Origin of the sequence: Dyadobacter chenwenxiniae (assembly GCF_022869785.1) — a bacterium.
GTDB classification, from domain to species: Bacteria; Bacteroidota; Bacteroidia; order Cytophagales; family Spirosomataceae; genus Dyadobacter; species Dyadobacter chenwenxiniae.
In genome coordinates this window covers 3,253,001-3,276,945 of record NZ_CP094997.1, presented here as the reverse complement: position 1 = coordinate 3,276,945, position 23,945 = coordinate 3,253,001, and the positions used below count along the sequence as shown (strand labels likewise).

Sequence of the window (23,945 nt, the reverse complement as noted above, 5' to 3'; positions counted from 1 at the left end):
ACTTACTGAACTTTTTCGATAACCAGGTTATGGTTTGTATAAATGCAAAGGTCAGCCGCAACGGTTAAGCCTTCCCGCACCATTTCCTCGGCAGTGAGATGTGCCGCGTGTTTTTTCAAAGCTTGTGCTGCAGACAATGCATAATTTCCACCTGACCCGATGGCGGCAATGCCGTTTTCAGGTTCGAGCACATCGCCGGTTCCGGAAATAACCAGGATTTCTTCTTTGTTTGCAGTGATCATCATTGCTTCCAACTTACGCAGATAACGATCTGTCCGCCAGTCTTTTGCAAGTTCAATAGCAGCACGTTTCATATTGCCGCCGTATGCATTCAATTTTTCTTCGAATTTTTCAAGAAGCGTAAAAGCATCTGCTGTTGATCCGGCAAATCCTACCAGGATCTTGCCGCCCATTAAGGTGCGGATCTTTTTAACATTGCTTTTCGCAACTGTATTACCCATCGTCGCCTGGCCATCTGCACCCAGGGAAACTGTTCCGTTATGAAGCACCCCCAAGACGGTGGTCGCATGTATTTTTTCCATAAATTGATTTTATACTAATTCCTTAAACCCCTCACAAAACAAAAGTGCCAGGTCGAGAAACCTGACACTTTGTACATTTTATTAAAATTTTAATGAATTCTACTTTGATAGGAGAATTGACAAAATAGAATTTTGCGTCTCCGCCATCTTATCAAATTTGTCATCCATCTTGTCAAACCTGCTGTTCATTGTGTCAAGCCTGGTTTCGATCTTATTGATTGTTAGTTCAATCTTTTCAATCTGGCCGGACATTTGAAGCTGATTTTTAAGCAAAAAAGAAACATTATCACTTTGCTTGGTTAAAACCTGACTAATATTTAAAACAATATCAGTTAGCCTGTCAACTTTTCTGTCGGTATGATCCTGCTTTACCAAAAGCTCTGCAAGAACTGGTTCTATTTGATCTAATCTTTGATCTGCATTCATAGTGCGGTATTTATTTTAATGTGCGTTTTTTATTTTATCAATAATTTAAACCAACATACTCATCGGCTCTTCCAACAACTTTTTCACAGTCAGCAGGAACTGAGCGCCTAGTGCTCCGTCCACAACGCGGTGATCTGCGGAAAGGGTTACTTTCATGATGTTTTGTGGATAGACCGTTCCATCTTCTTTGAAAGCAGCCACTTTTTTGATTGCACCGATTGCCAAAATGCAGGAATCTGGTGGGTTAATGATCGCTGTGAATTCATCTACACCAAACATACCCAGGTTTGAGATCGAGAATGTGTTTCCTTCCCAGTCTTTGGGCTGCAGTTTTTTATCTTTCGCTTTTCCGGCAAGATCTTTCACTTCGCCTGAAATCGTCGACAATGTTTTCTTGTCAGCATCGCGGATTACCGGGACCAGCAAACCTTCGTCCACAGCCACGGCAACGCCGATATTTACATAATTGTATTTTCTGATTTTGTCTCCCAACCAAGCCGAATTAACCGCCGGATGTTGTTTCAACGCCACCGCGCAAGCTTTGATCACCATGTCATTGAATGAGATTTTCGCAGGGCTCACTTCATTCAGCTGCGGACGCAACGCCATTGCCTTGTCCATGTTGATTTCCATGGTCACGTAGAAATGTGGCGCTGTGAACAGGCTGTCGCTCAATCTGCGGGCAATGGTTTTACGCATTTGCGAGATCGGCAGGTCTGTAAAGTCGCCGGGCGCCGATGAGCCGCCTGTCGCCGGAGCCGGTTGTTCAGCTTTTGCAGCAGCGGCTGGCGCAGATGCCGCCTGAGCAGGAGCAGCTTCTGTTTTCGCAGCAGCGGCTGCCGCAGCAGGTTTGAATTCGTCCACATCGCGTTTCACGATGCGACCATTGTCACCACTGCCGCCAACCTGGCTCAGGTCAATTCCTTTTTCGTCTGCAAGACGCTTTGCCAATGGTGACGCCTTGATCCTGTCACCTGAATCAGCAACAGAAACCGTTTTGTCAGCACCATTTGAACCGGATTCAGCAGCAGGAGCCGCTTTTCCTTCGTCCGTTGCATCAATATTTTCAACTTCCGCACCGCCTTCACCGTTTTCACGCGCAAGCAATGCTTCCACATTAGCGCCCTCTTCACCGATTACAGCAATAATGCCGTCAACAGGAACAGATTCGCCGTCTTTGATACCAATATATAGAAGCGTTCCGTCTTCGTAAGCTTCCAGTTCCATCGTCGCCTTGTCAGTTTCGACTTCGGCCAGGATGTCACCTGATTTTACTTTATCTCCAACTTTTTTCTGCCATCCTACCAATGTCCCTTCCTCCATCGTGTCGCTCATCTTTGGCATTCTGACAACGACTGCATTGATTTTTTCAGCGGGGGCAGCAGCAACTGGCTTTTTCGCTGGTTCAGGCGTCACAGTTTCAACGGCAGCCGCAGGTTTTGATTCTTCTTTTGCAGGCTCCGCACTTGTTTCAGCTTTTGCTGCGCCATTGGTGCTTCCGCCTTCCAGCAATGATTTATAGTCTTCACCTTCGGCACCAACAACCGCCATAATGCCGTCTATGGGAACCGCATCGCCCTTGTTAACACCAATGTATAGAAGAGTGCCGTCATAATAGGACTCAAGATCCATCGTCGCTTTGTCTGTTTCAACTTCCGCGATGATCTCACCTGATTTTATTTTATCGCCAACTTTTTTGTGCCATTCTGCGATAACACCTTCTTCCATGGTGTCGCTCATCTTGGGCATACGAATTACTTCTGCCATATCGCTTGTTAAGGTATTTTAGTTTCTTGGTCTAAAAATTAGATTTTAGTCAAAATTACAATAAAACGCGAATAGGTGTCGCCTTTCACATCATAAAATTGACCAAGACAGCGCTCGGCTGAACATTTGGGATTTAATCAATTGATTTTCAATACAGCCATAAATGCCTCTTGCGGGATTTCCACGTTACCAACCTGGCGCATGCGTTTTTTACCCTTTTTCTGCTTTTCCAAAAGCTTCCTTTTCCGGGAAATATCACCGCCATAACATTTCGCCAAAACGTCTTTCCGCATTGCTTTCACAGTTTCACGCGCAATGATCTTCTGACCAATTGCCGCCTGAATGGCGATTTCAAACATCTGACGCGGGATCAGTTCTCTCAGTTTTTCACAAAGTTTTTTACCCCATTCATAAGATTTTGATCTGTGAACGATAGCCGAAAGCGCATCAACCGGTTCACCATTCAACATGACGTCCAGTTTCACCATATCCGATTCCTGGTAACCAGCCAGTTCATAGTCCAGAGACGCATATCCCCGGGATATTGTTTTGAGTTTATCAAAGAAATCAAAAACAACCTCGGCGAGCGGAATAAGGAATTGAAGCTCAACACGTTCCGAGGTTAGGTAAACCTGGTTTTTCAGAATACCGCGCTTATCCATACACAAATTCAGAATCGCGCCGATGTAATCGGACTTCGTGATAATTTGTGCGTTAATGTAAGGTTCCTCAATGGAGAGAATGTGGTTAGGCTCAGGCATTTCCGAAGGTGCGCTGATATTTACTAACTGGTTCTTCGTGTTCGTAACGCGGAACTGTACCGAAGGAACCGTCGTGATGACAGTCATGTCAAATTCACGTTCCAGACGTTCCTGAACGATTTCCATATGCAGCATCCCGAGGAATCCGCAACGGAAACCAAAACCTAATGCAGCAGATGTTTCCGGCTCCCAAACGAGCGCAGCATCATTCAATTGCAGTTTTTCCATTGCCTCGCGCAATTCCTCGAATTCGCTCGTGTCTACCGGATAAATCCCGGCAAAAACCATGGGCTTAACCTCTGAAAAACCAACAATTCCTTCGCTTGCCGGCCTGTCAATATGCGTAAATGTGTCGCCTACCTTTACCTCCTTGGCCACTTTTATGCCCGAAATCAGGTAACCCACGTCGCCGCATTCCACCACTTGCTTGGGGATTTGTTGCAGACCAAGCGTTCCTATTTCGTCGGCGATGTATTCTTTGCCTGTCGCCATAAACTTAACGCGGTCACCCTTTCTGATCGTCCCGTTTTTAACCCGGAAAATAACTTCGATCCCGCGGTAAGAATTGAAAACCGAGTCAAAGATCAAAGCTTGCAACGGCGCTTTTGGATCGCCAACCGGTGCCGGAATTCTTTCAACAATGGCATTCAGAATAGCCTCAATGCCAATTCCTTCTTTTCCACTTGCCGGAATAATGTCGTCCCGCTCGCAGCCGAGCAGATCCACCATTTCATCCTTGATTTCCTCAGGCATTGCGCCTGGTAAATCTATTTTATTTAAAACAGGAATGATAACCAGGTCATGATTGATCGCCAGATAGAGGTTGGAGATCGTTTGGGCCTCGGTTCCCTGAGAAGCGTCCACTAACAGCAACGCGCCTTCGCAAGCGGCAATGGAACGGGAAACTTCATAAGAAAAGTCTACGTGGCCCGGGGTGTCGATGAGATTAAAAGTATATTCTTCTCCCTTGTAAGGATAAGTCATCTGGATAGCGTGGCTCTTGATCGTGATACCGCGTTCGCGTTCCAGGTCCATGTTATCAAGTAACTGCGCCTGCATTTCTCGCTTGCTTACAGTATTTGTAAATTCCAGCAAACGATCTGCCAGTGTGCTTTTCCCGTGGTCAATATGGGCAATAATGCAAAAATTACGGATTTTCTTCATGAAAGTAGTTACTGTTCCAATGCCCTGCACGTAAAAGTCTGACGCAAAGCATCTGCAAAATTACAAGGGGAATTAATATTTCAACAGCTTTTCTTTTTGAAGTTCAAACTTAAAGCAAATACTTCGCCTGAAATCCAGGCAGGGAAGGTTCGGTAACTTTTGTTTATGTCATAACAAGGTTTACAAAAACATCTTTGGATAATTATTAATCAAATGATTAAATAATTTGTATAACTAAAATTTTCCTTTTAGTTTTGGCATATTAATACATTCAGATACAATGGCGAAAGTTGTGAAGGCAGAAATGGACCTGTCGACGGAGGAGAAGATCAAGGAAGCTGCCAGTAAAGTTTTTACCAAAAAAGGATACGGCAATGCACGGACCAGGGACATTGCGGAGGAAGCCGGGATTAATCTGGCGCTGCTTAATTACTATTTCCGGAGTAAGGAAAAGCTGTTTGAGGTGATCATGGCAGAGCGGATTCAGAAGCTGTTTGGCATTCTGACGCCCATTCTGAATGACAGCGACACAACATTGCAGGAAAAGTTTGTGAAAATAACGGAAAGCTATATTGATATGCTGAATGAGCATCCGGACCTGCCGATTTTCGTTTTGAGTGAATTAAGGAATGATCCGGAGCGATTTGCGGACCGGATACAAGCTAAAACGCATTTAACAAAATCAGTTTTTGTGAAGCAGTTGCAAGAGAAAGGCACGGAGATTCATCCCTTCCACTTCCTGATGAACTTGCTGGGAATGATCATTTTCCCCTTTGTAGGCAAGCCAATTCTACAGACTGTGACCGGCGGTGAAGAAAATTACCCCGCACTGATGGAGCAGCGTAAGAAGCTGATCCCGGAATGGCTTAATATGATGCTGGCAAAGGCGTAAATTTTTTTGACTATAAATTAATCAAATGATTAAATAAAACGACTAAATAAAATGATTAACAGATTCAAATTCTCGCTTGTGTGTGCGCTTGCCTGGATAGCTATACTAAGCGTGCAGGCGCAGGATAAAGTGCTGCGCCTGCAGGAGTCGTATGCACTCGCCAGACAGAATCATCCTTTGATAAAGCAGCATGAACTGATCCGCAAAACAGCGCAATTTTCAGTTGAGAACGCAGCAAAAGGTCATTTGCCGCAGGTTGCGATTCTTGGGCAGGCGACTTACCAATCTGCTGTCACCGAATTCAGGCTTCCCATAGCGATTCCAGGAGTAGAGTTTCCGAGCATTAGTAAGGATCAATATAAGGTTTATGGAGAGGTTAATCAGACAATTTACGACGGCGGCGCAGTTCGAACGCAAATCGCGCTGCATAAACAGAATGCCGTTGTAGAGTCAGAAAAGCTTGAAGTAGAGCTCTATAAACTAAATGAACGCATAAACCAGATCTTTTTCGGCATTCTAATGCTGGACGAACAGCTGAAACAGAACGCACTTTTAAAGGCCGACATTGAGCTGGGAATCAAGAAAATACAAGCCTTTATCGGCAACGGAACGGCATTCAAAAGCAGTGGAGACGCTCTGAAAGCCGAATGGCTCAAAACGTTGCAACGCGCAACCGAACTTGCAGCAAACCGGAAAGCCTTTCTCGGTATGCTAGGCTTGCTCGTAGGCCAGGATCTCTCGGAATCAACGATTTTGGAAAAGCCGGCAACCATTTCGCTGGCAGGCGACATTAGCCGGCCTGAGTTGAGACTTTTCGATTACCAGCGCCAATGCCTTGACATTCAGGATCAGTTGCTTAAAGTGCGCAACCGTCCCAAGCTGAATTTTTTCTTTCAGGGAGGTTACGGGCGGCCCGCGCTCAACATTCTCAACAATGGATTTGACCTTTATTACATTACGGGTATCCGGTTAAGCTGGTCTATTTCAGGAATATATACATTAAAAAACGACCGTGCGCTGATCGCCAGTAACCGGGAGGCCATTCAATTACAGCAAGCGGTTTTTTCGTACAATACAAACCTGAGCTTGAAACAGCAAAATGCAGATTTGATCAAACTTCAAAAGCTGCTTGAATCTGATAATGAGATCATTGCATTACGCGAAAGTGTCAAAACGACGGCGGCTGCGCAATTGGAAAACGGTGTGATTAACACCAGCGATTATCTGAGGGAAGTCAGTGCAGAAGATCAGGCCAGGGTGAACCGCATTCTGCATGAAATACAGCTGTTAATGTCGATTTACAATGTGCGCACAACATTGGGTCAAAGAATTGATCAATAAATGTTTATAAAAATTTTAAGCAGTAAATATTTAGAAATAATGAGGACAATCGGGTTTATTTTAATGATAGCCATGGTTTTTGCAGGCTGTAAAGGTGAGGAAAATGTATACGATGCTTCGGGAACATTCGAAGCGGTTGAAACGATCGTTTCGGCGGAAGCAACCGGCCGGATCATAGAGTTCAAGCTGGAAGAGGGACAATTGCTGAAAGCGGGTAAACATGTCGGTTACATAGACAGTCTGCCCCTTTACTTAAAGAAAAAGCAGCTTGAAGCGCAAATTAAGGCAACAGGCAGTAAGCTGCCGGACATTGTGGCGCAAACCAATGTCTATAAACAGCAACGGGCTGTTTCTCAGGTGAGACTGGATAATTTGCTGCACGAACAAAAGCGAATCCAAAACCTGCTCAAAGCCGATGCGGCCACGCCAAAACAACTGGATGACATTAATGCGCAGATTAGTGAACTGCAAAAGCAGTTGGAAGTAATCAGTCGTCAGGACGCTGCGCAAGCATCGGTGCTTAAAACGCAGACGTCCGGGTTAAAGGCGGACGTGGTGCCATTATATGTTCAGATTGAGCAGGTTAATGATCAGCTGGCCAAAACCAAAATCGTAAATGAAGTGAACGGAACGGTGCTTTCCAAATATGCGGAGGAAAGTGAAATGGCAGTTACAGGCAAGCCGCTTTACAAAATTGCAGACCTGTCAACGATTATTTTACGGGCCTATGTAACTGGCGATCAGCTGACAAGTGTAAAGCTAAACCAAACGGTAAAAGTGCTGGTGGACGATATAGAAGGCAAATACAGAGAGTTGCCCGGTTCAATCGAATGGATCAGCGACAAAGCGGAATTTACTCCGAAAACCATTCAGACGAAGGATGAACGCGCCAATCTGGTCTATGCGGTTAAGATCAGATTAAAGAATGATGGCTTTTTGAAAATCGGGATGTATGGCGAAGTAATTCTTTGATATGGAGGCGGTTATTGTAAAAAATATTAGTAAAACTTACAGCACCGAGAAAGCATTGGCCGTAGACAATGTTTCCTTTTCGGTAAGTAAAGGCGAGCTTTTTGGGCTGATCGGGCCGGATGGGGCAGGGAAAACGAGCATTTTCAGGATGCTGACCACATTGCTTTTGCCGGATGAAGGTTCTGCAAGCGTGGACGGTTTTGACATTGTGAAGGATTTTAAACAAATCAGGAGTGCTGTGGGCTATATGCCTGGAAAATTCTCGCTCTACCAGGATCTTACCATTGAAGAAAACCTGAATTTTTTCGCTACGGTTTTCGGCACAACGGTTGAGGAAAATTATCATTTGATCAAAGATATTTATATTCAGATTGAGCCATTTAAGAAGCGCCGCGCGGGAAAATTGTCGGGCGGAATGAAGCAAAAACTAGCGCTATGCTGTGCGTTAATTCACAAGCCTGCAACATTGTTTCTTGATGAGCCAACGACCGGCGTTGACCCGGTTTCGCGGAGAGAATTCTGGGAAATGTTGCGGAGACTGAAAGAACAGGGCATAACAATCATTGTCTCAACGCCTTACATGGACGAAGCCGCCCTCTGCGACCGGGTCGCATTGATCCAAAGCGGTAAAATTTTATCCATTGACACGCCGGAGAATGTTACAAAGGCTTATCCTACAAAGCTTTACGCCATTAAGGCCAATGAAATGTATCGCCTGCTAAAAAGTCTGGATAACTACCCGGACAGGCTAAACAGTTATGCTTTTGGAGAGTATGCGCATGCTACTTTCAGTAATAAGACGTTGGACGAAGCGCATTTGAAGCGATTTCTCGCAGATCAGGGACTTTCGGGAATTGAGATCAAAAGCATTCCTGCGACCATTGAGGACTCTTTTATCAAATTATTAAATTAAAATCCGGCGCTGCTGACGGTTATGGAAGAAAAAGTCATTGTTTGTGAAAAGCTGACGAAGCGTTTTGGTGATTTTGTTGCTACGAATCAAATTTCTTTAGAGGTAAATAAAGGAGAAATATTCGGCTTTCTGGGCGCGAATGGCGCAGGCAAAACCACTGCTATGCGCATGCTTTGCGGCCTTTCCGCGCCTACTTCCGGCTCAGCGACGATTGCGGGCTACGATGTTTACACCGAAACCGAAAAGATCAAACGGAACATTGGCTACATGAGCCAGAAATTTTCACTTTATGAAAACCTGACCGTGCTGGAAAACGTGGAGTTTTTTGGTGGCATTTACGGGTTGACCGATCAGGAAATCAAAACAAAAACGGAAGAACTGGTGAGCAAACTGGGGTTGAAAAGCGAAATGAAAAAGCTCGTTGGTTCGCTGCCTTTGGGCTGGAAACAGAAATTGTCCTTTTCGGTTGCCGTTTTGCACCAACCCAAAATCGTTTTCCTGGACGAGCCCACGGGAGGCGTTGATCCGGTTACGAGGCGCCAGTTTTGGGACCTGATCTATGAAGCTGCCGATCGTGGCATTACAATTTTTGTGACAACACATTACATGGATGAAGCCGAATATTGCAATCGTATATCCATCATGGTGGACGGTAAAATCGAAGTTTTGGACACACCCGCCAATCTGAAAAAGCAATTTGATGCGAGTTCAATGGACGAGGTGTTTTATCAACTGGCCAGAAGCGCAAAAAGAGCCGATTCATGAAACAGTTTATCGCATTTGTCAGAAAAGAATTTTTTCACGTTTTACGCGACAGGAGGACATTACTCATCCTTTTCGGCATGCCTATCGCCCAGATCCTGATCTTTGGTTTTGCATTGACCAATGAGGTGAAAGATTCCGAGATCCTGGTCGTGGATTATGCCAAAGATGACGCCTCGCAACAGACCATTTCCGAGATCGGGGCAAGCCGTTATTTTAACATCCGCAATGCTGCATTGACGCATAAAGAGATTTTATCAACTTTTCAGCAGGGTAAGATCAAGGCCGTGGTAGTCTTTCCGGCAGGGTTTAATCGCGACCTTTTGCATGATAATCAGGCTCATATACAAATCATTACGGATGCGACGGACATTAACACGGCTAATATGATCACCAATTATCTGACCTCGATTATCAGGGATTACCAAACCAAGATCAACGAAAATTTCTCAATTCCGTATCAGATCATTCCCGAAACGCGCATGCTTTATAACCCGCAGCTCAAAGGCGCGCATGGTTTTGTTCCGGGCGTAATGGCGCTTGTGTTAATGCTGGTTTCGGTGATGATGACGGCCATTTCCATTGTGAAAGAAAAGGAGACGGGAACCATGGAAATCCTGCTCGTTTCACCATTTAAGCCGGTTCTGGTCATTTTCGCCAAAGCGTTTCCTTATTTGATATTGTCGTTGATTAATGTAACGGCTATCCTTTTTTTGAGCGTTTTTGCGTTGCAACTTCCCGTAAAAGGAAGCTTGCTGTTGCTGTTTGCGGAAAGCACTTTGTTCATTATCACTTGTCTGGCACTGGGGATTTTCATTTCGATCAAAACGGATTCACAGCAAATCGCCATGCTGATTTCCTTAATGGGCATGCTGTTGCCGACCATGATGTTCAGCGGTTTTTTGTTCCCGATTGAAAATATGCCGGTTCCTTTGCAGGTCGTTTCCAACATTATTCCTTCCAAATGGTATTACATTATTGTCAAATCCATCATGATCAAAGGATTAGGCATAGCCGCGCTGTGGAAAGAAACGTTAATTCTGGCTGGTATGACGCTGTTTTTGCTGACAATCAGTTTAAAAAGTTTTAAAATCCGTTTGCAATGAGGACGCTCCGATTTTTACTACGCAAAGAGTTCCGGCAGATTTTCCGGGATAAGGCGATTGTGGCCATGATATTTCTGATGCCTGTTATTCAGCTTGTTATCATGCCGATGGCGGCCGATTATGAGGTCCGCAATGTGAATTTATCGGTGGTGGACAATGATAAATCCACCTATTCGCAAAAGCTGATCTCGAAGGTGATCGCTTCGGGTTACTTCAAATTACAGGGCTATAACAGCTCATTTAAAGAAGCATTTCGATTAATTGAGTCCGATAAGGCCGATTTGATCCTGGAAATCCCGCATGGTTTCGAACGCAACCTGATCAGGGAGGACAAGCAAAAATTGTTTGTTGCCGTGAATGCGATCAATGGCACGAAGGCCAATCTGGGCGGCGCTTATTTGAGCAACATTATCGGGAATTTTAATGCGGACATTCGTATGCAACTGGTTCAGCAACCCAGATTCAGCTCATTTCCCGTGATCAATGTGGTCGCTTCCAACTGGTTTAATCCGGTTTTGAATTACAAAGTTTTCATTGTCCCGGGCATTCTGGCCATCCTGGTGACTATGATCGGTGGATTCCTCGCGGCGCTGAACATTGTGAAGGAAAAGGAGGTCGGGACGATTGAACAAATCAATGTTACGCCCATCAAAAAGCATATTTTTATTCTTGGAAAGCTGATTCCGTTCTGGATTCTGGCGATGATCGTTTTCACGATCGGGCTGATTTTAGCGCGCTTGGTTTACGGCATTATTCCCGTTGGCAGCCTGATGGTGTTATATGCTTTTATCGCTATTTATCTGCTTTCCGTGCTTGGTTTCGGGCTGTTGGTCTCCACTTTTTGCGACACGCAGCAACAGGCCATGTTTATTATGTTCTTTTTTATGATGCTTTTTATCCTGCTGGGCGGCTTATTTACGTCCATCGACAGCATGCCGGACTGGGCCAAGCTCGTCACCCGCATCAATCCGGTACGTTATATGATCGAAGTGATGCGGATGGTGATTTTGAAAGGGAGCGGGTTCCAGGATGTCATGCAGCACTTTGGCGCAGTTTCGCTGATGGCATTGATTCTAAACGGCTGGGCAATATTGAATTACAAGAAAACAAACTAATCAACTGACAGAAACCATTGCCTTAATTACGCCGTTCGCGGGGTCGAGCCAGCCTTCAAATTCATCCTTAACCTGACCGAAAGTCACGCGGTGTGTGATGTAAGTGGTCGGATCAATAAGCCCGTTTTTCATGCTGCCGATCACATGCTCAAAATCAGCGCGGGTTGCATTGCGGCTGCTCATTAATGTGGCTTCACGCTTGTGAAATTCCGGGTGGCTGAAACTGATCTCGCCCTTTTGCAAGCCCACCAGCACATATCTTCCACCATGCGCCAGATAACTGAATGCGGTGTTGATGGCGCGCAGATTACCGGTTGCATCCACAATTACGGTCGGCATATCGCCATTTGTAATCTCATTCAATTTTTCCAAAACATTGTCAGTCAATGCGTTGATTGTGTGGGCGACGCCCAATTTTTCGCGGCAGAATGCTAACCGGGCATCATTAATGTCGAGCGCGATAACATTTGCTCCGGCAATGCGTGCAAATTCCATGGTTCCCAGTCCAATCGGCCCGGCGCCAACGACTAGCACCATTTCATTTTGCTCCACATTTGCCCGCCTGATGCCGTGCGCGCCGATTGAGAGCATTTCCACAAGTGCCAGTTCGTCAAAACTCAAACCATTCCCATGCACCAGCGAGTAGGAGGGAACCGACAGATATTCCGACATTCCGCCGTCGATATGTACGCCGGAAACACGGATACTTGTGCAGCAATTGGGCTTGTTGTTCCGGCAGGCGACGCATTTTCCGCAATTGAAATAAGGAATAAAAGTGACCGCTTCACCAACGGAGAATTCCGGTGCGCCGTCGGTTTCAACGATCTCGCCAGCCAGTTCGTGACCGAGAATGCGCGGATAGTTGAAGAAAGGCTGCGTTCCTTCAAATGCATGCAGATCCGTCCCGCAAATGCCGATCCTTTTAATTTTTATAATCGTATTCCCTGGGGTTAATGCTGGTTTCTCAGCTTGCTGATAAGCAAATTCCCCGGGTGTTGTACAAACCAAAACTTCCATAACTGAATGGAATTAACTTAAATTTTTGTATTGAGAATATTAAGAATTAGCCAGTGCACGGTCCAGATGGACATATCCGCCGTCCACATAAATGAGCTGTCCGGTTGTATGACTGGAACGCTGGGATAGCAAAAATACGGTCATATTAGCGATTTCTTCGGCTGTGGTCATCCGGTTTTCCAACGGGATGTGCGCAGTAATGGAAGCCAGTTTTTCCTGCGGATTGGGCAATGTTTCAATCCATCTTTCATAGAGTGGTGTCCAGCATTCAGCCACGATCACTGAATTGACCCGGATGCCATATTTCAAAAGTTCCACTGCCCATTCACGCGTAAGCGCATTGCGGCCACCGTTGGATGCGGCATAAGCAGATGTGCCACCCTGGCCCGTATCGGCCGTTTTTGAACTGATATTGACAATAGAACCCCTGGAAGCTTTGAGCGCGGGCAATGCATAATGCGCCATCAGGTAATAATGCACGACATTCTTGTGCAGCGAAGCCATAAAGGCCTCATAATTACCGTTCTCCAATCCGACGCCATCATTAACACCCGCGTTGTTTACAAGCCCGTCAATGCGGCCGAATTTTTCAACAACCGCCGCCACGGCCTGTTCACACGCTTCTGGCCTGGTAAGCTCGGCAACCACCTGAAATGACGAAATTCCTTTGGCTGAAAGCGCATCAACCACTATTTGATTATCACCTGCATTGCGGCCAACGATTACCGGAATCGCTCCTTCATTTGCAAGCACATGCACAATGCCCTCGCCAATTCCTTTCGCGCCACCTGTTACGATAACGACCTTATCTTTCAATTGTAAATCCATGATTAAATCATTTTAGCAAAATACGGACGACTTAATGCGAAGCACCCAGCGTCACATGTTTAATTGAGTTGTTTTTAATTGCAAAATAGAGCACCACCAGGAAACAGACCGCCGGAACGATATAGGCTGTTTGAATAGACGAAATATCTGAAACCTGACCCATAATAACCGGAAAAATCGCCCCGCCAACGATCGACATAATGACCAGTGAAGAACCAATTTTAGTCTTTTCTCCCAAGCCGCGGATGCTGAGTGCGAAAATTGTCGGGAACATGATGGACATGAAAAACTGAACGCCTACCAAAGCATAAACGGCCACCATGCCCTCGGTAAGCACTGCAAGAATCAGTAATCCCACATTGATAATGCTGTAAAGTGCCAGCAGACGCGGGGGAGCCACAAAGCGCATAAGGTAAGTGCCGATAAACCGACCGATCATAAAACTGAGAAATGCCCCGGACAGCACATAAGCGGCAGTTTTTTCATCAATCCCCGCCACTTTATCCGAGAAACGGATGAAAAAGCTGCTGATACAAACCTGGGCGCCGACATAGAAAAACTGCGCTATGACGCCCAGAATGAGGTTTTTCTCATCCCAAATCGAGCCACTTACTTTGCCGCTTGTCTCTTCTTCTTCCTTGATTTCGGGTAACGGCGTACGCCAGATCATTAGGGCGACAAACAAAACAACAATCCCAATGACCAAAAATGGCAGTTGCACGGAAGAAGCTTCTGCATTAAGGTAACTGTCAAGCTGCTCCGGAGACATAGATTGTTGCTCCTGTTCAGAAAGCGTTTTTCCTGAAAGAATAAATGTTCCACCCATTAACGGCGCTAAAAAAGCAGCCAAGCCATTGAAGGACTGCGCAAAATTCAGGCGTTGCGTTGCGGAACCGCTGTCGCCGAGAACAGTAATGTACGGATTAGCCGCCGTTTCAAGTAATGTTAACCCGCTTGCGATGACGAACAATGCAAACAGGAAAAAGCCAAAATGCCTTAATTCTGCTGCCGGATAGAACAGGAATGTGCCAAATGCAAATAGAAGCAGGCCTAATGTGATCCCGGCTTTGTAGCCAAACCTTTTCATAAAAAGCCCGGCAGGCAGGGCAATCAGGAAATATGCGATATAAGAAGCCGAGTCGATAAGGGCTGATTGAAAGTCACTTAGCTGGCATGCCTTCTTTAAATGCGGGATAAGGATTGGGTTCAGATTGAGGGCAAAGCCCCAGAGAAAAAACAAAGAAGTGATCAGAATGATAGCCAGCCGCGTTTTACGATCGGTCATAGAGGTCCGTAGTTAAGGATTTAATAACAAGATATAGTAATGCCGTTTTGCAGCGTATCTACTTTATCCGGGCAGAATTTCTCTGCCAAGTTATGACCCTAAGTAACATTCAGCAAATTTAAAACAGCTTCTCTTTTCCTTCTTGAGATCTCTATTCTGGTCCCGTCCGAAAGCACAAGAAAATCGTTGCCAATGGAAATACGCATAACGTGTTCAGCATTAACCAGGTGGGATTTGTGAACGCGGATAAAGTTGAAACGTCCCAAGACCTCTTCATAGTGTTTAAGCGTCTTGGTGGCCACGAAAGGTTTTTTCCTGTCGGTAAGGTGGATAACCGAATAATTTCGATCCGATTCAATGCGCAGGACGTCGCAAAGTGAAAAAAAGAAAGCGCCTTTTGAAGAGGTGACTGCCAGCCTGAACTCCTTCGCCTCCTTTTTCTGAGCATCGTGAAGAAAGTTTTCATACACTTTCCGTCTTCGTGGTGAAATAGAACGCTTGGCGAGATAGCGTTGCATGGCTCCCATGAGCTCTTTCGGATCGATTGGTTTGAGAAGATAATCCAATGCGCTGAAACGAAGCGCCTGGATGGCATACCGGTTGTGCGCGGTGGTAAATATGACATCGAACTGCGGATTTTTTAACTTTATCAAAAGTTCAAACCCATTCTGGTAAGGCATTTCAATGTCTATAAATGCGATATCTGGCTCAAAGTCATGCAGAATATTACGTGCATCTGCCGCAGACCGCGCCATGCGTACCTCCGAAATTTCCGGAACAAAGTCCATAATCAGACGGTGCAGGAAATTCCGCGCAGTTAGTTCATCATCAACAATTAACACTTTGATCATAACAGGGGAGCAGGGCATTTGTAATGCGAAGCCCATTGCATTTCTCTCGCATTCCAAAATATTGGTAATTGAGAGATTTGCGCCTGTCGGATGTGCTACCGGCCGCTATGGTTGATTCTTAGGTTAATGTTCAGCCACATGTTCCAAGGGTTTTTTCTGAAAGCTGTAAATTAAGTAGAAGAGCGCGGGCAGAATGAATACGCTTCCGATCAGCAATGCGAGGGCGAGCGCTTCCATTGTTTTTTCCTGTCCGCTGTGTTCGAGCAGCGACAGATAACCGCCTCCTTTGAGAATTACAATGTTGGGAAAATGTTTGTAAGTGGTTGTCAATAAGATCATTGTTACCTGGAATCCGGCAAGTGGCCGGAGTAATGCAAGCTTGCCCTGGTAAAGCAGCGACCACATCCAAACAAGCGAAAGCGTGGCAGAAATGATCGCGATCCGTCCTACCCAATTGCCGAAAACCCAGTCGATTAACGGAATGTGTTCCATGTATGCCGTAATAAAAACAAGGATGCCGCACATCACAGCTGCAATGTTGAAGAACTGCGCCTTATGTGCAAAACGGAGCCTGTCCTGATCATTATCTGTCTCTCCAATGAGATAGACGGAGGCCAGGAAGCCGCAAATCGCAACGGTGAACAATCCCACGGAAACCGAAAACCAATGCAGCCAGCTGAAAATGTAAGCCGAAAGAAAGGAATCGGCCTGCGGATCAATATGTCCGGAAACGGCACTTCCGGCAATGATGCCCAAAAACAAAGGTGTTATAAAGCTGGAAACGGCAAAAATGGTGTTGTACAAATATTGCATGTCATCCACCACGGCGTCGTAATGCCTGAAAGTGAACGCTGTTCCACGAGCTATTATACCCAGGAGCATGATCGTCAGCGGAATATGCAGGTGGATGGACATGGTTGAATAAATCACCGGGAACCCCACAAACAAGATCACGATGGCAATGATCAGCCACATGTGGTTGGCCTCCCAGATTGGCCCGATCGCCCCGTATAATGTCTTGCGCGTTACCGCTTTATTCTTTCGTGACGTGAAGAGCTCGATGATCCCCGCACCAAAATCGGCTCCTCCCAGCAGGAGGTAAAGCAGGATAGAAGCCCAGAGGAATGTGATGACGACGTAGAGCATTTTTTAATGAGTGAATGAGTGAATGAGTGAATGAGCGGGCGCCGTTGCGTTGAATGATTGAATGAGCGGGCGCCGTTGCGTTGAATGAGCGGGCGCCGTTGCGTTGAATGATTGAATGGGTGGCGCTTAGTGCTGTTTTTATTGCGGTTTGTCGTATAGCGTTCCGACCATTTTGATCTGGCGGTAGAGCATGAAAATTACGATTACAGCCAGTGAGACGTAGACGGCGCTGAAAAGATAGAATGAGTAGGTGATGCCGGGCATTGGGGTAACGGCGTCGGCGGTGCGCATAACATTGTGAATAATCCAGGGCTGCCGCCCCACTTCCGTCACCGTCCATCCAGCTTCCACGGCAATAAACCCCAGTGGCGTTGCGGCCACAAACAATTTCAAAAGCCATGGACTGGTCAGCCAGTGTTTCTTTTTCCAAAGCGCCAGGAAATAAAGGACTGCAACCAGCATCATGGCCATACCCATCCCGACCATAATTTGGAAGGCATAATGTGTGATCGCAACGGGCGGCTGATTTTCTTCCGGGATTTTATCCAGACCTGTAACTTCCGATGTGAAGTCGCCATGCGCCAGAAAGCTCAGGAAGCCAGGCAATTTAATGGCATAATCTACCTTTTTATTTTCCTCATCAGGAATCCCGCCAACGATCAGCGGCGCAGATTTTTCTGTATGAAAATGCGCTTCCATTGCGGCAAGCTTGGCTGGCTGACGGATGGCAACGTCTTTGGCTGAAATATCCCCGCTTAATGGTTGCAGAATCGCCGCCACACACCCGAAAATGGCTGCAATGGTGAAAGATTTGGTATGAAAAAGCACATTTTGTCCTCTCAGAATCATTAGCGCGTGAACACCGGCCACTGCAAAGCCGGTCGCCACAAATGCAGCGATTGTCATATGAAGCGCCTGCGAGAACCAGGCGTCGTTGAACATGGCTTCAATGGGATCAATGTTGATGTACTGGCCGTTGACAAAGTCAAAACCGGCCGGGCTGTTCATCCACGCATTGGCGGCCACTACAAGGATTCCCGAAGCAAGGCCGCTTATGCCCACAATGACCCCGGTAAACCAGTGGAACCATTTATTGAACCGGTCCCAGCCGTAAAGAAAAAATCCCAGGGCGATGGCTTCAATAAAAAATGCCGTTCCTTCCAGCGAGAACGGCATTCCGAAGATAGGGCCTGCATGTTTCATGAATTCCGGCCATAAGAGGCCGAGTTCAAAAGAAAGGACCGTTCCAGATACGGCGCCCGTAGCAAAAAAGATCGCGACGCCTTTGCTCCATGCTTTTGTCACATTTTTATAGACGATGTTGTTGGTCCTCAGCCAGTAATAATGTGCAACGGCCATAAAAAACGGCATGACCATGCCAATGCAGGAAAATATAATGTGAAAGCCCAGCGAAAGGGCCATCTGAGATCGGGCAGCTATAAAATCATCCATTGTGGAATTATTTTACCAAAAAATAGGAAGCATTCAAAGCTCCCGGCTGCCTAAAAAACAGCCGTCCAAAGCTAACGAAGTCTTGTATGAAGAACCAGTTTTTCAGCAAAAAGGATCTGGCGGAGCGGAAGGAATTGGGAGAATTATAAAAAGAAATGTCGAGTATAGAGAAGCTTATCGCATTACCAGAATTTTCAGACAATATTAGCAATTGGATAAAGATTTATTAGTAATATTACTAATCTTTGAAACGACAATGTTCTCGATATGATAGGTATAGTTGAAGATTATAAAGAGCTAAAAAGTCATTTGGGAATCCTGATAGACAAGTCTGGATATAAGAACGCCTACATAGCTGAAAAAGCAGGTATCCCTGCACCAAATTTTTCTCAAAAAAAGAAACGGGGAAACTGGTCGGTGGAGGAAATTGAAAAAGTGTTGAAAGTGATTGAAAATCAGGAGCTCGAAGATATCTTTTTGATAGAAATTTTGAAGGACCGGGATAAAGGAGATACATTAACCTTCGAGCAGTTCCTAAAAGAAATGGGATGGAACTAGTTTTTGAGAAGGCTTTTGTAAAAGAACTAAAACGCTGTCCCGATTACATCCAACGGCAGGGCGCCATTGTTTTGAACACGATTAGGGCTGTGGAACACATTATGGACATTCCGGATTGTTCGCTGATCCAGGGGAAAGGCAACAATGCGTATTACAGAATCCACGTCGGCGGTTACAGGATTGGCCTGAAATATCATGAAGGCACGATTAAAATCGTTTCGATCATTACCATGCAGTCCCGAGGTGATATCTATTAGAAATTTCCTCCTAAATATGGCATCAGCCTTCCCGCTTCTCAGCCAATCTCTTCTTCACCACATCCGCAGGATATTTCAACGCCAGCTGCCGGATTTCATAAGTGAATTCTTTAAATGTTTCTTCCCAGACCTCGGCTTCGCCAGGCTCATAGTCGTAGAAGCCTTGGGAATTGGCTACGCCGCGGCCACCTTCGCGAACGACTTTGTCGATGAGTTCAGGGACTTGGGTGCTGTTGTTCAATGTGGGAAGCAGGTTTTTCATAACCGTGTGATAAGCCGGAACTCCAGTGAGATCCATCCAGCGAAACACGCCAACGAGTGTCATGAAATAACCTGCATTGTTGCGGCAGGAGCGGTCAACGTCTTCAATGGTCGCGTAACCGTTTTCAACCAGGCTGATCGCCTCACGATACATGGCGTACATAAGCCGGTTGGTAATAAATCCGGCAATGTCTTTTCGCACCAGGATCGGCTCTTTGCCCCATTTGTGCGAAAGTCCGTACAAATATTCTGCGTTTTTGATGTCGGTTTCATCCCCGCAGATCACTTCCAGAAACCGCGTTGTATGCGCAGGTTCGGTCCAGTGTAAACCCAGAAATCGCTCGGGATGAAGCGTTAACTTTTGTAACTGGCTGATGGGGATTGCAGACGTGTTGCTGGATAACAAGGCATCCGGCGCAATAACCGCTTCCACTTTTTTATAAACAGACTCTTTAATATCAATGTTTTCAATCGTGCATTCATTGACGATTCTGCACGGTTTCAGTTGGTTATAATCTTCTGTAATGATCAGATTTTGGAAATAAAAATCGGGATCGTTTTCGATCAGTCCTTTTTCCTTTGCGTTTTCAAGATGTTCCCGGATGCGTTTCTCCGCATGAAGCATATCGGCGCTGACCGGCGCAACCGCAACCACCGGATGGCCGGCGATCAGCAGGCACGTAACAATGCTGCAGCCCATTAGTCCCAGACCAACTATGCCGACCGGTATTTCATTTGGATTCATTCGAAGAAGAAAATTTATATGGAAGATGACATAAAAAGAATTTTGCGGACCCTTCCTACTACAAAAAAGAGCCCCGGAATCGCAATTCCGGGGCTCTTAACCTTTTCATTTTCTTAGCTTTTAAAACCAAGCCTACACGGCCCAGCCTATGTGGCTCAACCTATGCGGTCCAACCTATCTTGACCATCTATCTACTTCACTTTCAACTTCTTCACGGGTCTTACCTAATTTTTTTTGAAGTTTTCCAAGAAGCTCATCTTCTTTTCCATCTTCATATAACAGGTCATCGTCGGTCAAATCTGCGTATTGTTGCTTGAATTTACCTTTCAGTTCATTCCAGTTTCCTTTTACTTGTTGTGTGAAAGCACTCATGATTTCATCAATTTAAATTAAAAAATATGCTTAGTTAAAAGCATGCGACTAATGAACCATGAGCAACAATCATTCCACCAGCATTCTAATGTGTTATGAAGGGTTTTGAGTAAGAATTTTCCCGAAAGTGTCCAAATATTTGCTTGGAAAACCTTACTCAGCCTGTGCAATGAGCTTATCCAGCCGCACAATGCCCTGCACCATCGAACGGACAGAATGGTAATTCACCTTCCAGGAATGGCTCATATGTTTCCAGATCGGCTCTCCCTGGCGCGTCAATAACGGCAGCCATTCGCCCACTTCGTGATGGATCATGTGGTCAAATACGAAACGGTGGGTGGCATTATAAGCTTTCAGATATTTTTCATCACCATAAACGCGATAAGCATCCAGCATCCCAATGATCACTTCCGCTTGCTGCCAGAATTCCTTTTCACGGTCATAAACCTCGCCTGCATGCGAGCCTTCTACATACACGCCGCCAAACTCCCAATCGATGCCGTGCTCCACCGCGTGATCATAGGAAGCCAGGAGTTGTTCCTGATATGCGTCATAAGGCACGCCTGCAATGTCCAGCGCATGCATGAGGAGCCACGCAAACTCGACGTTATGGCCGTAACTTGTGTTGTCTTCGGCCGAGCTTTTCATGCCATCCTCCGAAAACCGGTCCCAGCCCCAGATAATGTCAAACTTGATCTGCGGCGCAACCGTCCAGTCTGCCCAAAACTGCGGAATACCCGTTTTATATTGGGGATGCATGATTTTATTCAAAAGCAGCTCAATGATTTCCATCAGCTTGCGCTTATGCACCTGTTTCTGGCTTGCTTCATACAATGTTGTAAACGCCTCCATCAAATGCATGTGCGCATCCAGCGTTTTGCGATCCCCGCCGGCGGGACCCTTGCCTTTCAGCTCCCAGTTGCGGTGGAACATTTCGAAGTAACCACCATAATAAGTGTCTGCGCCGTGTATTTGTAGTAAATCAAAAACCTTTTCCGCATATTCCAAACCGCGCGGATCGCCCGTTGCCAATGTGTATTCGGCCAGACTATAAATGGCGAAACTGTGTCCGTAAACGATTTTCTCATCAATCTTCACGTTGCCTTTGCGGTCCATCAGCCAATAAAACCCACCATTTTCCGCATCCCACATTTTGTTGATCAGGAAATCAACGCCGTGGCTCGCGACGGCAGCATAACGACCGTCGCCATAACCGGCCCGATGCGCTGAAGAAAATGTAAAAACGGTCCGGGTTTGGGCAATGAGCGATTTCTCGTCTTCGCCGGAGTCATTTCCAGCATTGTCGAAATGGGTGATGAACCCACCATTTTCTTTGTCTACACATCTGGTTTCCCAAAAAGGAAGCAATTCGGTTGTTAAATGGTTGTGGATTTCGCTGCGGTAATTTTTTAACTGGTCAAGGCTCATTTTTGTAATCTTATTTATGTCCCGGAAGGGCTGTTTTGTTTAAAGCTTTTTTTATTTAAGACAGGTTGATACTATAACTACTTAAAGGAAAAAATGGACTACTTACCCGATATTTGCAAATGCTGAGACATAAATCGTAATTCGCAAAGAATTCATTAACCTGAAATGATATGAGCAATCCTGAAATTGTAGAGATCCTGGAATTAACCGCCAAATTGATGGAACTGCACGGTGCGGACCCTTTCAAGATCAAAGGATATTCGATCGCGGCTTTCTATCTGGATAAATATAAGGAAGGGGAGCTCCAACATATGACGGAACAGGAGCTTACCAAATTGCAGGGAATTGGTAAAAGCACTGCCGGCAAGATTGCTCAGATTGCAAAAACAGGAACATTTCCGGAGCTTGAAGAACTGCTTAGCAACACGCCGCTCGGCGTGATGGAGATGTTCAATATCAAAGGCATCGGACCTAAAAAAATTGCCGTGTTATGGCAGGAACTTGGCATCGATAACCTGCATGAACTTGAACTGGCTTGCCTGAACGGCACCGTTGCCAAGCTCAAAGGTTTTGGTGGGAGCATTCAGCAAAAGATCATTGATTCACTCGCCTTTCTGAAAGACCAGGCTGGTAAATTGCGGATGGATAAGGCAGAAGTGATCGCTGAAATGATCGTTACGGAGCTGAAAAAGAGCTTCGAACAGGTGGAAGTGGCTGGTGATATCCGGCGCAGGGCCGAGATTGTGGATACAATCAAAATCCTGGTTGGGACAGATTCGCCGGCTTTGCTGCAGACATTTATTGGTGAAATTGAAATTCTTGTTCAGGACGAAAAACGGTCATCACCTTTTGTTTGGCGCGGTAATGTGCAGGATGTGATGGTTGATATTGAAATCGTCGCTGCCAAGCCGGATCGTGTTGTGAATGAATTGTTTATTGAAACTTCCGATGCATTGCATCTCGGTTATCCGACGCCGTCCGGCGGCACGATCTGGCGGCAGGCATATTATGGAGAGGCAGAGAATGAAGAGGTTATATATCAGAAAGCGGGGCTGCCTTACATTGTCCCGGAAATGCGTGAAGGCGCCAACGAATTCATCTGGGCAGAAACGCACTCCACGGATCAGCTCGTTACCTGGGATGATCTGAAAGGGATTTTGCATAATCACAGCACATATTCGGACGGTCAGCATACATTGGAACAAATGGCGCTGTATTGCCGTGAGCTGGGTTTTGAATATCTGGGGATAGCCGATCACTCGCAAACCGCCACTTACGCGCAAGGCCTGAAAATCGAAGACGTCATTCGCCAGCACCAAGAAATCGCGAAATTGAATGCACGTTTCGCATCCGAAAATCCGGAAAAACCATTCAAGATTTTAAAAGGAATAGAATCCGACATTTTAGGGGACGGCTCACTGGATTACCCAACCGAAATCCTCGCCTCATTCGATTACATTGTCGCATCCGTGCACAGCAACCTCACGATGTCGCTCGAAAAAGCCACCACGCGCTTGCTGAAAGCCATTGAAAATCCATATACAACCATTTTAGGCCACCCAACCGGCCGCCTCTTGCTTTCAAGAGAAGGTTACCCCATTGATCATAAGGCAATTATCGACGCCTGCGCCGAGCACCAGGTTGTCGTTGAAATCAATGCCTCCCCCTGGCGCCTCGACCTCGACTGGCGCTGGATCTCTTATTGCATGGAAAAAGGCGTCCTCCTAAGCATCAACCCCGACGCCCATTCCAAAGAAGGCTATTTTGATATGCGTTACGGCGTGGCTGTGGCAAGAAAAGGAGGGTTGACGAAGGATATGACTTTCAATGCGTTTGATTTGGAAAGGATGGAGGAGTATTTAAAGAGTAGGTTAGATTTGTTTAAATAAAAATAAAATTATTTATAATAATTGAGTTTAGTTATGCTATTTTACTGGTGAAGTTGTAAAATAGTATAACTATTTTTGTGTGAAATAAGTAAATC

The 23,945-nt window shown here is 45.8% G+C and carries 23 protein-coding genes; 10 read left to right on the top strand and 13 right to left on the bottom strand.

Annotated features, from left to right (window positions below; translation table 11 throughout):
• Positions 1–2: 2 nt before the first annotated feature.
• The 4 genes from hslV to lepA form a co-directional block, all read right to left on the bottom strand.
• Positions 3–542: an ATP-dependent protease subunit HslV gene (gene hslV / locus MUK70_RS14015; RefSeq protein ID WP_234608184.1), complete on the bottom strand. Its 540-nt coding sequence runs from the start codon at positions 540–542 to the stop codon at positions 3–5.
• 99 nt (positions 543–641) lie between these two features.
• A complete protein-coding gene (locus MUK70_RS14010) occupies positions 642–968 on the bottom strand; it encodes a hypothetical protein (RefSeq protein WP_234653047.1) in 327 nt (108 codons plus the stop codon).
• Between the two features lie 45 nt (positions 969–1,013).
• Positions 1,014–2,735, bottom strand: coding sequence for a pyruvate dehydrogenase complex dihydrolipoamide acetyltransferase (locus tag MUK70_RS14005; RefSeq protein ID WP_234653045.1), 1,722 nt, complete (start codon positions 2,733–2,735; stop codon positions 1,014–1,016).
• 137 nt (positions 2,736–2,872) lie between these two features.
• Positions 2,873–4,660: a translation elongation factor 4 gene (lepA, locus tag MUK70_RS14000; protein WP_234608187.1), complete on the bottom strand. Its 1,788-nt coding sequence runs from the start codon at positions 4,658–4,660 to the stop codon at positions 2,873–2,875.
• Between the two features lie 280 nt (positions 4,661–4,940).
• On the opposite strand from lepA, the gene MUK70_RS13995 reads away from it, so the two are divergent.
• Genes MUK70_RS13995 through MUK70_RS13965 form a run of 7 tightly spaced genes read left to right on the top strand, consistent with a single transcriptional unit; the run spans position 4,941 to position 11,761 of the window.
• Positions 4,941–5,552 (top strand): TetR/AcrR family transcriptional regulator, encoded by a 612-nt coding sequence (locus MUK70_RS13995; RefSeq protein ID WP_234653043.1) that lies wholly within the window; start codon positions 4,941–4,943, stop codon positions 5,550–5,552.
• 51 nt (positions 5,553–5,603) lie between these two features.
• Positions 5,604–6,893: a TolC family protein gene (locus MUK70_RS13990; protein ID WP_234653041.1), complete on the top strand. Its 1,290-nt coding sequence runs from the start codon at positions 5,604–5,606 to the stop codon at positions 6,891–6,893.
• A gap of 39 nt (positions 6,894–6,932) precedes the next feature.
• Positions 6,933–7,865, top strand: a complete 933-nt coding sequence (locus MUK70_RS13985) for an HlyD family secretion protein (protein WP_234653039.1) — start codon at positions 6,933–6,935, stop codon at positions 7,863–7,865.
• A 1-nt stretch (position 7,866) separates the two neighbouring features.
• The gene (locus tag MUK70_RS13980; protein WP_234653037.1) at positions 7,867–8,778 is read left to right on the top strand and encodes an ABC transporter ATP-binding protein; all 912 of its coding nucleotides are present in this window, start codon (positions 7,867–7,869) and stop codon (positions 8,776–8,778) included.
• A 21-nt stretch (positions 8,779–8,799) separates the two neighbouring features.
• Positions 8,800–9,543, top strand: a complete 744-nt coding sequence (locus MUK70_RS13975; RefSeq protein WP_234653035.1) for an ABC transporter ATP-binding protein — start codon at positions 8,800–8,802, stop codon at positions 9,541–9,543.
• Complete coding sequence (locus tag MUK70_RS13970; protein ID WP_234653033.1) at positions 9,540–10,646, top strand: ABC transporter permease; 1,107 nt, start codon at positions 9,540–9,542, stop codon at positions 10,644–10,646. Before MUK70_RS13975 ends, MUK70_RS13970 begins: the two co-directional genes overlap by 4 nt.
• Complete coding sequence (locus tag MUK70_RS13965; protein WP_234653032.1) at positions 10,643–11,761, top strand: ABC transporter permease; 1,119 nt, start codon at positions 10,643–10,645, stop codon at positions 11,759–11,761. Before MUK70_RS13970 ends, MUK70_RS13965 begins: the two co-directional genes overlap by 4 nt.
• Here the strand turns inward: MUK70_RS13965 and MUK70_RS13960 are convergent, their stop codons facing one another.
• The 6 genes from MUK70_RS13960 to MUK70_RS13935 form a co-directional block, all read right to left on the bottom strand.
• Positions 11,762–12,778, bottom strand: coding sequence for a zinc-binding alcohol dehydrogenase family protein (locus tag MUK70_RS13960; RefSeq protein ID WP_234653031.1), 1,017 nt, complete (start codon positions 12,776–12,778; stop codon positions 11,762–11,764). It lies immediately after the preceding gene.
• A 39-nt stretch (positions 12,779–12,817) separates the two neighbouring features.
• Positions 12,818–13,606, bottom strand: a complete 789-nt coding sequence (locus tag MUK70_RS13955) for an SDR family oxidoreductase (protein ID WP_234608196.1) — start codon at positions 13,604–13,606, stop codon at positions 12,818–12,820.
• Positions 13,607–13,637: 31 nt separating this feature from the next.
• The gene (fucP, locus tag MUK70_RS13950) at positions 13,638–14,891 is read right to left on the bottom strand and encodes an L-fucose:H+ symporter permease (protein WP_234653030.1); all 1,254 of its coding nucleotides are present in this window, start codon (positions 14,889–14,891) and stop codon (positions 13,638–13,640) included.
• A 98-nt stretch (positions 14,892–14,989) separates the two neighbouring features.
• Complete coding sequence (locus MUK70_RS13945; protein WP_234653029.1) at positions 14,990–15,742, bottom strand: LytR/AlgR family response regulator transcription factor; 753 nt, start codon at positions 15,740–15,742, stop codon at positions 14,990–14,992.
• Between the two features lie 123 nt (positions 15,743–15,865).
• Positions 15,866–16,888: a cytochrome d ubiquinol oxidase subunit II gene (locus MUK70_RS13940; protein ID WP_234653028.1), complete on the bottom strand. Its 1,023-nt coding sequence runs from the start codon at positions 16,886–16,888 to the stop codon at positions 15,866–15,868.
• 138 nt (positions 16,889–17,026) lie between these two features.
• Positions 17,027–18,340, bottom strand: coding sequence for a cytochrome ubiquinol oxidase subunit I (locus tag MUK70_RS13935; RefSeq protein WP_234653027.1), 1,314 nt, complete (start codon positions 18,338–18,340; stop codon positions 17,027–17,029).
• 267 nt (positions 18,341–18,607) lie between these two features.
• Here MUK70_RS13935 and MUK70_RS13930 point away from each other — a divergent pair, with 267 nt between their 5' ends.
• Both MUK70_RS13930 and MUK70_RS13925 read left to right on the top strand, forming a co-directional pair.
• On the top strand, positions 18,608–18,898 hold the full coding sequence (locus MUK70_RS13930) for a hypothetical protein (protein ID WP_234653025.1): 291 nt from the start codon (positions 18,608–18,610) through the stop codon (positions 18,896–18,898).
• On the top strand, positions 18,889–19,155 hold the full coding sequence (locus tag MUK70_RS13925) for a type II toxin-antitoxin system RelE family toxin (protein ID WP_234653023.1): 267 nt from the start codon (positions 18,889–18,891) through the stop codon (positions 19,153–19,155). The genes MUK70_RS13930 and MUK70_RS13925 overlap by 10 nt, the downstream gene beginning before the upstream one ends.
• Positions 19,156–19,177: 22 nt before the next feature.
• Here the strand turns inward: MUK70_RS13925 and MUK70_RS13920 are convergent, their stop codons facing one another.
• The 3 genes from MUK70_RS13920 to MUK70_RS13910 form a co-directional block, all read right to left on the bottom strand.
• Positions 19,178–20,161: a 3-hydroxyacyl-CoA dehydrogenase family protein gene (locus MUK70_RS13920; RefSeq protein ID WP_234653021.1), complete on the bottom strand. Its 984-nt coding sequence runs from the start codon at positions 20,159–20,161 to the stop codon at positions 19,178–19,180.
• 174 nt (positions 20,162–20,335) lie between these two features.
• A complete protein-coding gene (locus MUK70_RS13915) occupies positions 20,336–20,533 on the bottom strand; it encodes a CsbD family protein (protein WP_026630426.1) in 198 nt (65 codons plus the stop codon).
• A gap of 153 nt (positions 20,534–20,686) precedes the next feature.
• Complete coding sequence (locus MUK70_RS13910; protein ID WP_234653019.1) at positions 20,687–21,961, bottom strand: beta-1,2-mannosidase; 1,275 nt, start codon at positions 21,959–21,961, stop codon at positions 20,687–20,689.
• A 170-nt stretch (positions 21,962–22,131) separates the two neighbouring features.
• Here MUK70_RS13910 and MUK70_RS13905 point away from each other — a divergent pair, with 170 nt between their 5' ends.
• Positions 22,132–23,850, top strand: coding sequence for a DNA polymerase/3'-5' exonuclease PolX (locus tag MUK70_RS13905; RefSeq protein WP_234653017.1), 1,719 nt, complete (start codon positions 22,132–22,134; stop codon positions 23,848–23,850).
• Positions 23,851–23,945: the final 95 nt, after the last annotated feature.